Source organism: Alkalinema sp. FACHB-956 (assembly GCF_014697025.1).
Lineage (GTDB): Bacteria > Cyanobacteriota > Cyanobacteriia > Leptolyngbyales > Leptolyngbyaceae > Alkalinema.
Map to the genome: position 1 here is coordinate 12,403 of NZ_JACJRC010000007.1, position 14,376 is coordinate 26,778.

At 51.1% G+C, this 14,376-nt stretch carries 14 protein-coding genes; 8 read left to right on the top strand and 6 right to left on the bottom strand.

All coding sequences use genetic code 11. The annotated features are described in order from the left end of the window. Nucleotides 1-12: 12 nt before the first annotated feature. From pseG to H6G21_RS09975, 5 genes are all read right to left on the bottom strand, one after another. Nucleotides 13-1,077, bottom strand: a complete 1,065-nt coding sequence (pseG, locus tag H6G21_RS09955) for a UDP-2,4-diacetamido-2,4,6-trideoxy-beta-L-altropyranose hydrolase (RefSeq protein ID WP_190573256.1) — start codon at nucleotides 1,075-1,077, stop codon at nucleotides 13-15. Further along, nucleotides 1,074-1,817: a glycosyltransferase family protein gene (locus H6G21_RS09960; RefSeq protein WP_190573257.1), complete on the bottom strand. Its 744-nt coding sequence runs from the start codon at nucleotides 1,815-1,817 to the stop codon at nucleotides 1,074-1,076. Before H6G21_RS09960 ends, pseG begins: the two co-directional genes overlap by 4 nt. After that, nucleotides 1,814-2,980, bottom strand: a complete 1,167-nt coding sequence (gene pseC / locus H6G21_RS09965) for a UDP-4-amino-4,6-dideoxy-N-acetyl-beta-L-altrosamine transaminase (protein WP_190573258.1) — start codon at nucleotides 2,978-2,980, stop codon at nucleotides 1,814-1,816. The genes H6G21_RS09960 and pseC overlap by 4 nt, the downstream gene beginning before the upstream one ends. Beyond that, nucleotides 2,977-3,966: a UDP-N-acetylglucosamine 4,6-dehydratase (inverting) gene (gene pseB, locus H6G21_RS09970; protein WP_190573259.1), complete on the bottom strand. Its 990-nt coding sequence runs from the start codon at nucleotides 3,964-3,966 to the stop codon at nucleotides 2,977-2,979. Before pseB ends, pseC begins: the two co-directional genes overlap by 4 nt. Nucleotides 3,967-4,375: 409 nt before the next feature. Next, the gene (locus H6G21_RS09975) at nucleotides 4,376-5,545 is read right to left on the bottom strand and encodes a type IV pilus twitching motility protein PilT (RefSeq protein ID WP_347278005.1); all 1,170 of its coding nucleotides are present in this window, start codon (nucleotides 5,543-5,545) and stop codon (nucleotides 4,376-4,378) included. 747 nt (nucleotides 5,546-6,292) lie between these two features. Here H6G21_RS09975 and H6G21_RS09980 point away from each other — a divergent pair. Beyond that, a complete protein-coding gene (locus H6G21_RS09980; RefSeq protein WP_190573261.1) occupies nucleotides 6,293-7,441 on the top strand; it encodes a DUF58 domain-containing protein in 1,149 nt (382 codons plus the stop codon). A 96-nt stretch (nucleotides 7,442-7,537) separates the two neighbouring features. On the opposite strand, the gene H6G21_RS09985 is transcribed toward H6G21_RS09980, so the two are convergent. Next, complete coding sequence (locus H6G21_RS09985) at nucleotides 7,538-8,086, bottom strand: Uma2 family endonuclease (protein WP_190573262.1); 549 nt, start codon at nucleotides 8,084-8,086, stop codon at nucleotides 7,538-7,540. A 108-nt stretch (nucleotides 8,087-8,194) separates the two neighbouring features. Here H6G21_RS09985 and H6G21_RS09990 point away from each other — a divergent pair, with 108 nt between their 5' ends. The 7 genes from H6G21_RS09990 to H6G21_RS10020 all read left to right on the top strand — a co-directional run bounded on the left by H6G21_RS09990 (nucleotide 8,195) and on the right by H6G21_RS10020 (nucleotide 14,342). Beyond that, entirely contained in the window at nucleotides 8,195-8,653 is a 459-nt protein-coding gene (locus H6G21_RS09990) for a DUF309 domain-containing protein (protein ID WP_190573263.1), read from the top strand. A gap of 188 nt (nucleotides 8,654-8,841) precedes the next feature. After that, the gene (locus tag H6G21_RS09995) at nucleotides 8,842-9,411 is read left to right on the top strand and encodes an LptA/OstA family protein (protein ID WP_190573264.1); all 570 of its coding nucleotides are present in this window, start codon (nucleotides 8,842-8,844) and stop codon (nucleotides 9,409-9,411) included. 158 nt (nucleotides 9,412-9,569) lie between these two features. Next, nucleotides 9,570-10,295: an LPS export ABC transporter ATP-binding protein gene (gene lptB, locus H6G21_RS10000; protein WP_190573265.1), complete on the top strand. Its 726-nt coding sequence runs from the start codon at nucleotides 9,570-9,572 to the stop codon at nucleotides 10,293-10,295. Between the two features lie 187 nt (nucleotides 10,296-10,482). Continuing rightward, a complete protein-coding gene (locus H6G21_RS10005) occupies nucleotides 10,483-11,646 on the top strand; it encodes an LptF/LptG family permease (protein ID WP_190573266.1) in 1,164 nt (387 codons plus the stop codon). A 369-nt stretch (nucleotides 11,647-12,015) separates the two neighbouring features. Further along, complete coding sequence (locus H6G21_RS10010) at nucleotides 12,016-13,164, top strand: hypothetical protein (protein WP_190573267.1); 1,149 nt, start codon at nucleotides 12,016-12,018, stop codon at nucleotides 13,162-13,164. 354 nt (nucleotides 13,165-13,518) lie between these two features. Then, on the top strand, nucleotides 13,519-13,839 hold the full coding sequence (locus H6G21_RS10015) for a DUF2605 domain-containing protein (RefSeq protein ID WP_190573268.1): 321 nt from the start codon (nucleotides 13,519-13,521) through the stop codon (nucleotides 13,837-13,839). A 164-nt stretch (nucleotides 13,840-14,003) separates the two neighbouring features. Then, the gene (locus H6G21_RS10020) at nucleotides 14,004-14,342 is read left to right on the top strand and encodes a DUF2973 domain-containing protein (RefSeq protein WP_190573269.1); all 339 of its coding nucleotides are present in this window, start codon (nucleotides 14,004-14,006) and stop codon (nucleotides 14,340-14,342) included. The last annotated feature ends 34 nt before the right edge of the window (nucleotides 14,343-14,376 follow it).

Here is a 14,376-nt window from a genome sequence, read left to right on the forward strand (position 1 = left end):
AAACTCTCCAATTTATCTAGTTAGTTGGTGAATCTTTTCGATTACTCGTGTGACTCCTAATCCATCAATAAACTGCTGGCCTTGAATTGACATCGCCCCTAGATGAAGTGGATCACTTAGAAACTGAGTGATTTGCGCTGCTAAGGATGGAACAGTTAAGCCAGAAGCTTCTCCCAAAAAATAGTTAATCCCGTGATTATGCATCGCTTCAGCGACCCGAATTTGTGTAGGATGAGTCGCAATAATCATTGAAGGAACCCCTATGCAGGCTAACTCATATACTGTAAAACCACCTGCACTGATAGCTACATCTGCCCAATCCATTTGTGATGCCATATTAGAGATGTCGTGCAGGCAGGTTATAGTATGTTGAGGAGCTGCATTAATTTGTAATTGAATGTCTTCCCAGTATGGACAACCAATGCCGATAACAACTCTAACTTCTAGCGATTGATTAATAGATTTCAGTGCTTTTATAACAAGAGAAGTCATGTTGCTGGGATCGCTGCCGCCCATAGTAATTAATAGTGTCTGGGCGACATTGCAACGATTTTGTCTGTGATTTTGTCTTTGAGATCGTGTTTGCCAAAACTCCGATCGCAGTAAAAGATAGTCGATTCCCAAGAGTTGGAGACAGTGACTAGGTAACAGCGATTGGTATTGGGCATGGCGATCGTCAGCAAGATTTTGATCTAGTAGTAAGTCACAGTCATGATCACGATCTGCCAAATCATCCAGGACTAAAATCTTTTTGATATAAGGACGAATCAGTTGTTCCCACGATCGACCAATTTGATAGTGATCAACAATCAGCCAGTCAATTTCGCTTGAGTATTGCTGAATTACTGAAATGGTGGCTTGTGCATCGACAGAATGATTCCAGGCTACGCATCCTCCTAGCCGAACTACCTGAAAACCTTGATTTCTGATTTTATGCTCAAGATTTTCCAACAGTGTTTTACAGATAAAAAAGACCTCAGATCCCTGGAATTGTAATGCTGTTGCTAGTGTCAGACAGCGCATAATGTGCCCTGTTCCAATTTCTACAGAAGCGTCTGCACGAATTGCTACTTTCACACCACAGTCTCCATCAACGGCTTTTGTCTAACATGAGCATTAATCGCCACTAATTCTGGCTTTTGCTGAAGTAAATCAATGATGCTATGTAAATTAAATTGAGGCTTGGCTGAATACAAGTGTTCTAAAATGCAGCGAATTAATTCAAAATCTTCTGAAGTATCTACAGTTAATCGATAGGGGGCGAGTAAGCAATCCTGGATAACGGTATAGATATGATATCGAGAGGGCTGTTGGTAGATAAACGGTGTGACATGTTCTCGATGAGTAGGATGGGTTGCTTCTTTATAGGTTCCTTCTAGAACCCGCATTGAAAAAACTTCGACATCCATTCCCCGTGGATAACTCACTTCATCGGTTACAATATAGTCCAAGTTGGGAGCGTTTTGTTGATAAATGGCAATTACTCGATCGATCAGTTCTGGATCAATCAACGGGCAATCTGAAGTCACTCGCACAATGACCTCTGCGGCAAATTGCGTAGCGGCTTCATAGTAGCGGGCTAGGACATCCTCTTCTGAACCACGATATGTGGGGATGGAGAGGCGATCGCACAGATCAACGATCGGCTGATCCGTTTCATTGACCGTCGTCGCAATCACGATCTGATCCGCCAGAGAAACCCGCTGAAGTCGCTCCAGTTGATACTCCAGTAACGGTTTCCCCAGCACTGTTTTCAACACCTTACCGGGCAAGCGGGTTGAAGTCATTCGAGCTTGTACAATGATGACGGTTTTCATTGCAACACCTCGTGTAAGATGCGAATGACCTGATCCTGCATTGCATCCGTTAAGCCTTGGTGCATTGGTAAGCTAATCGCCTCGCGGTAATACTGCTCTGCCTGCGGGAAGTCGCCCCAGTGAAAGCCTAACTGTTGATAATAGGGCTGGGTATGGACGGGAATATAGTGAAGTTGTACGCCAATGCCCCGATCGCGCAATGCTTGGAAGACTTCTCGATGAGACTTTTGCAGATGCTCTAGTTGCAATCGAATCACATAGAGATGATAGCTAGAGTGCGTATCTGGATGTTGATAGGGGAATGTAATTGGTAAATCTTGTAATTGCTGGCTATAACGCTGAGCTAAATACCGCCGCCGATCGAGGAACTGCTCTAAACGCTTCAACTGACTATATCCCAGCGCCGCTTGCAGATCGGTCATGCGGTAGTTAAAGCCTAGTTCCTGCTGTTCGTAATACCAAGCTCCAGGTGCGTCCTGGAGTAACCGATCGGGATCCTGGGTAATGCCATGGGAACGGAGTCGCCGCAACTTTTCTGCTAAATCCGCCCGATTGGTTAAAATCATGCCGCCCTCACCCGTCGTGATCATTTTGACTGGGTGAAAGCTAAAGACCGTCATTTCTGAAAATTGACAGTTGCCGATCGGTTGGCCTTGGTAGCGTCCGCCGAGGGCATGGCTGGCATCTTCAATGATTTGAAACCCATATTGGTCAGCAAGTTCTGCTATCTCTGCCATCGCACAAGCTTGGCCGGAAAAATGCACGGGCACCACCACCTGGGGTAAGCGATCGCCCTTGGCCGCCTGTTCCAATTTTTCCCGTAGTGCGGCAACACTGAGGTTATAGGTGTGCGGATCAATATCCACAAAGTCAACCGTCCCCCCACAATACAATCCACAGTTCGCCGACGCCACAAACGTATTCGGCGAAGTCCACAACCGTTGTCCTGCTTGCAAATCCAAGGCCAAACAAGCGATGTGCAGTGCTGCCGTGGCATTGGAAACCGCGATCGCATACTTCGCGCCGCAGTAATTCGCCACCGCCTGTTCAAACTGCGCGATCGCGGGGCCTTGGGTCAGCCAATCGGAGCGCAGCACCGCAACCACCGCCTCAATGTCCTGCTCGGAAATGCTTTGTCGCCCATAGGGAATGTAAGCACTCACGCTGTGAGAATGTCTAAGAGTTGTGCTGGAGTTAGCCATTGCTCGTTGTTATCTGAACTGTATTGGAATCCTTCCGGCACGGGCCGTCCTGTTTCACCGATCGCATTCACCGAAAAATCGTGAGCGGCACTAAAGCTAATGGCCGGACAAATCACATAGTGATCGGCAAATTCCAAGGTGAGGTGATAGTCATCCGCCGGACACATGACCTCGTGTAGCTTTTCCCCAGGCCGAATCCCCACCACCTTGGTCGGCACCCCCGGCGCGATCGCCTCTGCCAAATCCAAAATTCGCATGGACGGAATCTTCGGGACGAAAATTTCGCCCCCCTGCATCCGTTCAAAGCTCTTGAGCACTAAATCCACCCCTTGGGGCAGGGTGATCCAAAAACGGGTCATGCGGGGATCCGTTACTGGAATCTCTGTCGCACCTTGATGAACCAGCTTTTGAAAAAAAGGAACGACGGAACCCCGCGAACCCACCACATTGCCATAGCGAACCACCGCAAACCGCGTCACCCGATCGCCCGCAATGTTGTTCGCTGCAACAAATAACTTATCCGACGCCAGTTTGGTCGCACCATAGAGATTAATGGGACTAGCAGCCTTGTCAGTGGAGAGGGCAATGACTTTTTTAACGTCATTCTCCAGCGCGGCATCAATCACGTTATTCGCGCCGTTAATATTGGTTTTGATGCATTCCATGGGATTGTATTCCGCTGCGGGCACCTGCTTCAGCGCCGCCGCATGAATCACATAGTCCACCCCCCGCATCGCCAAGCGTAGGCGATCGGCGTCCCGCACATCCCCAATAAAAAAGCGCATCACCGGATCGGGGAATTCCTGTGACATCTCATACTGCTTCAGTTCGTCGCGGGAGTAGACAATCACTTTCTTCGGCTGATAGCGTTCCAACAGCGTTTTGACACACTGTTTCCCAAAGGAACCCGTACCACCGGTGATTAAAATCGTTTGCTGATCAAACACAAGGGACTCCAACAAATTCGGCAAACTAGGGGGCAAGCGCAGGCGTCAATGCACGGGCGACAGCCCAGACCGGAGTCACGATCGTGACTGTCCAAGAGCTTTGCAGCCAATCTCAGCTGCCAATCCCGGTGCAAGGTATCTCTAAGATGCCCCTGCCAATGGCCAAACCCATCATTTTGCTACCGGGTAATTTACGCTAAATGTTAAGATTTTTCCGCCAAAGTGATGAGTTGGCCCCACACCCTACAGGCTGGCCCAACCAGCCCAAAACCCTGTCAATCGCAAAGGCTCATCAAGCAGATGCGACTTACAGGGTTCTTAGGATCAGGGTTCCTAGGGCGAGTGGTTGAAATTAGACTGCGATACTAGGTCGATCGACGCGATCGACCTAGCCCGACGAGATTGATCCCTAGACTGGGTGATAATCGCGAGCATTGGTGCCTTCAAAGGCATCCCGCGTCGAAGCGCGACCGGGATCGAACCCTTCGTTCCGCACTCGGCGGCGCAGGTCGCCCGCATCGGGACTGGATTTCACTGCGTCATCGGGGCTGATCCGACCCAACAACACCAGTTCACACAGCGCTTGGTTCATGACCTGCATACCTTCGGAACCATCGGTTTCCATCAGGCGGAAGGCTTCCGTTTCATCCCCCTTCAGGAGGTAGTCGGCCATGGCTGGGGTATTCACCAGAACTTCGTGGACAGCAGTCCGACGACCGTCCGTGGTGGGCAGCAGTTGCTGGGAAATCACGGAAATTAAGGATTCCAGGATTTGCACCCGCATCGAGGCTTGCTCATCTGGGTTGTAGATGTTGAGCAGACGGTTGAGGGTTCCGATCGCGCTCTTGGTGTGCAGGGTTCCCAGCACCAAGTGCCCCGTTTGAGCCGCCTTCAACGCGGTATCCACCGTAACACGATCGCGCATTTCCCCAATCAGAATCACGTCGGGATCTTCCCGCAACACGGCTCGCAGCGCGTGGGCAAATTCCTTGGTGTGCAGTCCCACTTCCCGTTGGCTGATCAGGCATTTATCAGACTGGTGCACGTACTCAATCGGGTCTTCGATCGTCACAATATGGCGCGTATCTGACTCATTGAGGTGACGGATCATCGCCGCGATCGACGTCGATTTCCCTGACCCCGTTGGCCCGGTTACGAGAATTAATCCTTGGGGTTGGGCAATAAAGTGCTTCAGCACCTGGGGCAGTCCCAAACCATCGATCGTCGGGACATCCAAGGGAATCAACCGGAACACGATCGCGCCTCCGGTCAAGCTATCAAAGCAGTTGACCCGACAACGTAGGAAGCCGGGATAATAAATCGCCGTATCCAGTTCCTGGGTCTCCTCAAAGATTTCTCTTTGCCGAGGATTGAGAATTTCGTTTAAATACTGTTGAAAAATTTCTGGCGTGACTACGGAATATTCCCGCTGCTGCACCATTTGTCCCCGCACGCGGAAGCGGGGCATTTCACCCACCCGGATGTGAATATCTGAAGCGTTTTTGGAATGGGCATCCCGCACCATCTGCTCGATCGTATCCACCGTAGCCGAAGCTTTGACGGTTGCAGGGTCTGGCATGGGAGGGGCTGGCCGAGTGCGCGGAGCCATGGGATTGACAGGAGGCGGGGGCGGCGCAACGGGTTCAGCTTGGGCACGCGGAGGCGGGGGAATGGGGACAGTCCTCGAATATTCCTGTTGGTTTTGCTTGTCCGGAGAGTTAAATTGATTCATAGAAAGCCTATTCCAGTAATACGCCCCTAACCTCAGTGACTAAGAGACTGGTTGGATAGAAACCCAATTCAAATCCTGCTTACAAGGAAATCTTGACTGGGCATTTGCATAGAAACAAAGATAACCAATGGGTATGACGGTTAAGTTCGGGTACAACCGACGACTAGGCTGAACCCACGGCGATACCTAAGCGACAAAACCTAGGCTGCAAAACTTAAGGTGTAAAGCTTAAGGTGTAAAACTTCAACCGTCACGGTTCCCTATATATTAACGGCTTCCTAAAAATGTACCTAAAAATTCCTGCGATCGCGGAGGATGGATGGGGATTCTTCATGTTTGATGAGTCTAATTGAGCTCAAATTTCTTTCAGGTTAATGATTTCATTAAAATTTTGGGCTCTTTAAAACCAAGACATTTTAGGAGGTGGAATTTCTGCTTTTTTTGGGATGTCTCCAGTCGCATCTATCGCAATCTAGACATTACATGTTGAATTTGAGAGTTGAGTTTGCGAATAGGTTGTTGCCATCTGCATTAAATGTTGCAGTTTGTGAATTTTTGTAATTTTTCTGTTTATCCACCTGCCAACCAAAACCTATGTATCTGGGTCAGCAATGGTTCGATCGTCTAGAACGTCGTTGGGCAAAGCCCGCCTATAGTGGGGGTTTACTCGGCTGTCTTGCGATTTTCTTTTTTATCGCTGCAACAAATACGCTTTCCGGCTGGCTGTATGTGATGAGTGGCGTACTGTTTGCGCTATTAGGATTGGCAGTGCGGCTGGTTATGCAGAATGTGCAAGGAATTCGGGTCGATCGCCATGCCATGGAACCCGTGACCGCAGGGGAACCCTTGCAGATCCGCCTAGAGGTTTGTAATACGACGCGCCGACCTAAGACGTTAATTAAGGTGGAAGACCGCATTCCCCCCGCATTAGGTCAGATCCAAGCACAGGTTCTGGAAACCTTAGCCCCCCGATCGAGCCAGACCCTGACCTACGAGCAGCCCACAAGCCAACGGGGAATCTATCGCTGGCAGGCTGTGGATCTCCTGACGGGTGCTCCCTTGGGGTTGTTCTGGGCAAGGCGACCCCAACCCTGCCCCACGATGGCGATCGTGCATCCGATGGTGCTGTCCCTACAACGCTGTCCGATGATCGATCAACTGGGGCGTGACATGAGCCTTCAGTTTAATAGCGATCGACGGATCCAATCTGCCAACGAAGGTGTGACGCGATCGCTGCGGCCCTACCGTTGGGGGGATCCCATTCGGCTGATCCACTGGCGTACTAGTGCCCGCTATGGCGAACTACGGGTGCGGGAGTTAGAGCTATTTACCGCTGGGCAGGAAGTGGTGATTTGTTTGGACAGTGCTCGATCGTGGTCTCCCGAAGACTTTGAGCAAGCGGTGGTGGCTGCGGCTTCGCTCTATTTCTACGGGCAACGGCAACAATTGCGGATGTCTCTGTGGACCGCAGGCACGGGGCTAGTCCAGGGCGATCGGGCGGTTCTGGATACCCTAGCGGCCACCAATCCCAATGAACTGGTCTACGCGGAAAGTCTGCCGGATTGCCCGATTATCTGGCTAACGCCCAATGGGGAGAGTGTTAGTACCTTACCCCCCAGTAGTCGCTGGATCCTCTGGTCTAGTCAGGCTGCTTCCTCAAGCCAAGTGCCAACTGCTGCCCATCCGGGGCTTTGGGTACAGCCCGATCGGCCGCTGGTTCAACAATTGCAGGCGGAGCTATAGATTTATCGCAAATACAAATAGATTCATTACAAATAGATTCACGGCAGAACCGGGGATGCTCACTCCACCAGCGCTACTCATGCTCCAAAAGCAGTCCTAACTAAACAATCGAGGAACTTCGACGGCGATCTCAGGAAAGGCTAGAGGCGCGATCGTCCCTTGGGTCAGCGTTAGGTCAGTGGCGTACTGCTCTGTTTGGAGATCTCGAAAGACCCGCAGATGAAAATCCTGGAGATTGACCACCCAGTATTCTTGAATGCCCGCTGCTGCGTAAATTTGTTGCTTTTGCCCCAAATCCTTTGCCAGGGTCGACTGGGCATATTCAATTACCCAAAAGATATCCTCAGGATAGGGATAGTGGCTACGATAGACCGAGCCCAACGGTTTGACGATCGCTAAGTCTGGCTGAGGTTCAGACGCATTCGGCAAGGTGACGGGTTTGGCATCTCGAATCTGGGCTCGATCGCCGAGTAACCGCCGGAGATAGTCTGCGGCATCGCTACTAAAGGCTGCATGGGCGGTTCCTTCCGGTGCCATATCAACCAGATCTCCTTGGAGTAATTCCACCGACTGATCATCAAAAACCCCCGCCGCGATCGCGGTGTGATAGCGTTCGATCGACCACTTGTAGAGGCTTCCTGTCATACTGGCGAGGGTTTCACCTAATTTAGGGTTTTACCTAGTTTCTAAATTTGACGCCATCTTCCCAGGCGATCTATCCTGCATCCATTACAACACGAGGCGGTTTTTCCCATGGGGGATGCATTTCCGGCGGAACTGTGGCAAGGGATTGAGGCGTTCAACCAGGGACATTTCTATGCTTGTCACGATATCTTAGAGGCGATCTGGTTTCAGGCGGAAGAAGAGGACAAAAAGTTCTATCAAGGCATCTTGCAGATTGCCGTGGGACTGTACCACTTCGGCAATGGCAACTGGCGTGGTGCAGTCATTTTGATGGGAGAAGGTCTGAGTCGGCTGCAAGGCTATCTACCGGACTATGCCGGGTTGGACTTAGAACAGCTCACCCAGGACGCTGGCGACCTGTTGAGTACCTTGCAAAACCTAGGGGCCGATCGGGTTGGAGATCTGGTGCTGTTGGCTCCAGAGGATGATGCCGCGATCGATCCTGCTACAACGGATAAAACTTTACAAGAAAAGGTCATTCGATCTCGCCCCATCATCCAGAAAGTAGCCCCCCTTGGGGAAGAATGAAGATAGGATCACTCAGCCATATCCATTATCAAAGTCCTCATATAAAGTCCTCATCTGGCACCTTTATCCCGGAGAAACTTTATTCTCAAGCGTCGCGTCTCAGGGAATCAGTGGCTGTGTTAGTATCCCTTTGTACTGAAATTGCTATGCAATCGCTTCCTCACCCGTCGCCATCGCGTCAAACCACCATGCTGTCAAAGCTTCGCTCAATCTCCACTCGTTTTAGCCTACTGCTCCTCCTGCCGATCGCTACATTATCCACAGGAGTCGTGCTGCCTAATGCGATCGCCGCATCCCAAACTGCGCCCGCCAGCAGTGGCCCGCAAAATCCCCAGGCCATGCAGCTCAAAGCGAACGTGACCGAAGCGAATGCCAAAACGGGGGTTGTCGTAGCCCGAGGCAATGTGCAGATTAACTACCCCGCCCGAAAAATTCAAGCCACCGCAGCCCAAGCCGTGTACTTCAGCAAAGAAGGACGGATTGTCCTTAGTGGGGATGTGTATATCCTGCAAGAAGGAAATAGTCTCCGAGGGGAAACGGTGACGTATCTAGTCAATGAAGGACGATTTGTTGCATTACCGGAACAAAATCGCCAAGTCGAAGCCATTTACCTCGTTCCAGAAACCGCCAATGCGGCTCCGGCTCCGGCTCCGGTTCCCGTCAACCCAGCTCCTGTCAAACCTGCAAAAATGCCGTTCCCAACCGCGCCCAAGGCAACTCCAGTGACGCCCGCAACCAAACCGTCTCCTAACTCCTAAAGATGGATGGGTGCATGGGGTAACCCGTGGCGGATTGATGGCTAAACCCATGCCTGAGTCGGCTAGTTGTGCCTATACCCTCTCGTTCAGGGGGGATATGGGGCATAATCAGAGACGTGTGGCGGCCCTTAACAGCACGATCCGTTTAGGAGCGAGACTTGAAGCTAGTACTCGAAAATGTCCATAAGTCCTATGGCGCACGGTCGATCGTCAGCCGTGTTAACTTGTCCGTTGCCCAAGGTGAAGTGGTGGGTCTCCTAGGCCCCAATGGAGCCGGAAAAACGACGACGTTCTACATGGCGACCGGGCTGGAAAAACCGGATGGCGGCAAAGTTCTACTGAACGATGCAGAGATTACTCAGTTACCGATCCACCAGCGAGCTAGGTTAGGCATTGGTTATTTGGCCCAGGAAGCCAGTATCTTTCGTTATCTCACCGTTCAAGAGAATATCCGCCTAGTTCTAGAACAAACCAATGTGGGACGGAACCGGGAGGCTCGCCTCTGGGAACTGATTCAGGAATTTCGGCTGGAGAAAGTGGCGAATACGCTGGGGATCCAGGTGTCCGGGGGAGAACGACGACGCACGGAATTAGCCCGCGCTCTGGCGGCTGGCCCCGATGGCCCTAAATTTCTGCTCTTGGATGAACCGTTTGCTGGGGTAGATCCGATCGCGGTTGCGGAAATTCAAGACATCATTGCTAAACTGCGCGATCGCCATATCGGCATTCTGATCACGGATCACAACGTGCGGGAAACCCTAGAAATTACCGATCGGGCCTACATCATGCGCGATGGGCAAATTTTGGCCTCGGGGAGCGCTGAGGAACTTTATGCCAATCCCTTGGTTCGTCAATATTATCTGGGGGATAACTTTCAGCCGTAGGCGATCGGCCCTGTCGAATATCTATCACCCATCCATCGTCTGCAAGTTGTGTTTTCGCAGTATCCCGTTCCGTTTAAGTCTAGGGGGAACTCACTAGCGTAGTTCTGGCTGGTACCCTATCTAGAATCCCTTTGATCCTCCCTGCCCATCCTGTGTGCCCTATTTGTCCTGACTTGTCCTGCCAACCATGACTGCAACTCCGTCTTTTCGTCCTGCTTTTCCGGGCATTGCTGTCCTCGATCGCTATTTAGCTACCCAGTTGACAATGCCTTTCCTGTTTGGAGTGGGGGCATTTTCTTCGATCGGGGTCTCCGTCGGGACACTCTTTGACCTAATCCGCAAGATGACAACGATGAACCTGCCGTTGGATATCGCGGTGCAGGTGTTCTTTTTGCAGTTGCCCTACTACATTAGTTTGGCGCTGCCCATGTCTACCTTGCTGGCCACGCTTATTCTTTACAGCCGTTTGTCTACGGATAGTGAATTAATTGCGCTGCGCAGTTCGGGGATCAGCCCCTATCGCTTGGTGCTGCCTGCGGTGGCGTTAAGTTTTTTCATTACAGGTATGAGCTTTGCCTTCAGCGAAGCGATCGTGCCAGCGGCGAAGTATCGCGCTACGGTGACCCTGGAACAGGCTCTGAATGAAGATAATCCTAAATTTCAGGAATCGAATATCCTCTCACCCCAATTTGAAGAGGTCAAACAACCGGATGGCAGTAAAGATCGCATCCTGACCCGATTATTCTACGCCAGCAAATTCAATGGCCGGGAAATGCAGGGGCTCACGGTGCTCGACTTTTCCAAAGAGGGCTTAAACCAAATTATTGCAGCCCAGTCGGCAATGTGGGATAACAAGCAGGGAACTTGGGATTTCTTTAATGGGACGGTGTATCTCGTGGCCCCGGATGGCTCCTACCGGAACATCGTTAAGTTCCAGCAGCAGCAATTACAACTGCCTCGCACACCGTTGGATTTAGCCAACCGCAAGAAAGATTGGGAGGAAATGACGGTTACGGAATTGCGGGAAGCGCAGGATCTGTCTGCCCAAAGCGGAGATGATAAACAAGTTCGTAAGTTTGATTTACGAATTCAGCAGAAATTAGCGATCCCGTTTATTTGCTTGGTGTTTGGGTTAGTGGGGGCAACTTTAGGGATGCGGCCTCAGCGGCGATCGGGTAAAGGCGCTAGCTTCGCGATCAGTGTCCTAATTATTTTTGGCTACTATATTCTGCTGTTTCTCTGCGACGCCATGGGAAATTTGGAAATCTTAGCCCCTGTGGTCGCAGCTTGGTTACCGAATCTGATTGGTCTGAGCATTGGCGGCTTTCTGCTAACTCGCACTGCAAAATAACATTATCAGGTAGCACTTTTCTGAATCTTGTTGCTGAATTCCACTGATTGTAATTTCTGGATTGTTTCAATGAAGTTACATCATTCACCAAGACATTCTCTAGGATGTCATTAATGTACTAACTATCCCATTGTTTAATTTGAATGGTTCTCACAAATCGCTTGAATGATTGAACGATCCCTTGACTACATTTGACTTGTCTCTCCGTGCAATGGGCCAAGCTTGGGCGAAGGGCACGATGGCAAATGTTGCGGTGATTCAGCATTGGGGGTGGAAGTTGGAGACTGGTATGTTGTTTGATGCATCGCTGGCGGGCAAGCTAAGATCAAACTAACCGGGCTGCCGGAGTTCGTTATCCTAGCTTCTCCTATGCGTTCACCCCAATCTCCCAAAACAGTACGGTACTGGCAAGCTCGGCTACGATCGCTACGAGATCCACGGGTTTGGGGGACAGCGATCGCCGTAGGACTCGCAGCCACCTTTGGTTGGATAGCGTGGCAAAATCCAGAAACCCTGGAATTCTCCCAATCCCCTCGTTCCGAGACTGATTCAGAACAACCGATGACGGATGCTGGAGAAACGGAAGACTTAGCGATCGGGGCAGATATTGATAACTTGTCGGTCTTGTTCAATCAAGTGAACAATCCCAACGCCCCAACCCTCAACCTTCTCCAGCCCCCCAAAAAAGCCGCAAACGCTCCTCAACCCAGCAGCGATTCCGAAATCTCCTCTACCCTCTCGCTCCTTGCAGCCGTCTCCCCTCCCCCCAAGAATCCTAGTCAAGCGGAACTGAATATGAGTCAGTTAGCGCTGTTGGGAAGTTTACCCGGCGATCGAACTCGCCCTGCTGCTCGGGATGGGTTAACAGGGCGGCCCGTGCTGGATATGTCGATCGTGCCTGGGCAGAATTCTTTTGCGCCCCTGGGTTCTCTGATCGTGCCCAGCTCCGGCAATCCGCCCCAAAATGTGTTGGCCGATGCCCTGTCTCGCTACACCAATTCCCCCAATCAGGGTTCACCCTCGGCTCCCGCTTCGGCTAGTTTTTACAATCCCAGCAATCCGTCCTTTGCAGGCAATGCTATCACCAACCCGCCGATCGAAGGGATCCGTCCTTTTTCAGGCACTGCTTTGCCAACGAACTCCCCCCTTCAAGGCACTACGGGGATACCAGCCACTCCCTATCCTGCCAATGCCTATACTCAAGTGCTCCAACAGGCCCCAGCTACAGGACTTGATCCCCGATCGCCTGCCTTTGGGGTGCCCGGTATTCCCACAGGAGCAGTTCCTAATTCTGCGATCGAGACGGGCGCTGGCATCGGCAGCCCCTCCTCTGGAAGCAATCCTACGGGGATCAATCCTGGTGGGATGAATCAAACCGTTCTGCCGGGTGTTGCTGGAGCCACCAGTAATCAACCCCAGTTTGGTGGCATTCCCCCAACGGAGTCATTTACAACGCCTCGCATGACTCCGGGGCGCTACATCGGCGGTGGGCGCATTAATACCTTTTCCAATCCTTAGCCTGCTGATTCGAATTCCTCCCCCGCTCCCTGCAAGGGTGGGATGGGGCATTAGAGAGACCTTTAGAGAGCGCTTCTGTTCGGATTCTCTCGGCCTCGTTCTGGGGAGCCACAGCTCAGGCGCAAGGCTGCTGCCACGTTCGATGGGGACAGCAGCAATTTGCCATGCGTGATCTCTCACCCTCGTCGAACAACTTGGCCAAATGACTCGGCAAAACTTAATGAGCATTTCTACCGAGTTGGGGATATTATGAAAATGTGTTACAAATTGTAAAGAGTCAATTCAGATCTCACAGTCAATTTAGACCTCTGAGTCACCCGGAGTTTAGCCTTTAGATTAGATCTTTCAAAAAGCATGTTTAACTCACCCCTTCCTTCTGATCCAGATTTGCTGAAAAGCCTTTTGGAACCTCTTTTGGAGGATTTTCAGTACTGGTTTGGCCGATCGCAGGCACTCCTAGAAAACGAGCGCATTACTTTCCTTGAAGAATCCCAGCAGGCCAATCTGTTAGAGCGGGTTCTGACAGCCCAGAAAGAAGTCACCACCACCCAAACCCTCCTGAACGCAACCGATGGGAAGGTTGGTGTTGAGACGGATGTGTTGATGAATTGGCATCGCTTAGTCCATGAATGTTGGGGGGTCAGCATGAAGCATCGATCGAACCAAGTTCAGTAAGGACGCCAAGCTCGCTGGGAAATCGATCCGAACTCATTTGAGAAAGGATTTAAGGTTTGCCAGAAATCTGAGACACTATAATTTAATGAATTGACCAGGGATCCCCCCACGAGCAAGGCTTGAACCTTCGTGGTGATCTCAACAGTTGGCTGGGGGAAAGCGTTATGTGGCTCCACATTCTGTATATTATTGCCTTCACGATTGTTGCCTTCCTAGCGGTGGGAAATCTCATTCGCAGTATGTTGACCCTTGGGTTAGAGTCGCAGCGCGAGCTCACGAATATCATTAACGGATCGGGAAACAACCCCGCCGCCGCCGGGACTGTCAGACGGCAACCTATGCCCACCCATCCAGAAATGTTGGATGCTGATGGCAAAGTGATTAATGAACCGCTCCTAGTTATGCGATCGATGAGCGTTGAAGATGCCCGCGAACAACTGGATGCGATTTACCGATCTTCTCCAGGCGGGGAATCCAGCAATCCCAGTGATGAGGACAGTTGATAGGATTGAGGCAGCTGATTGACCCCCTGCTGTC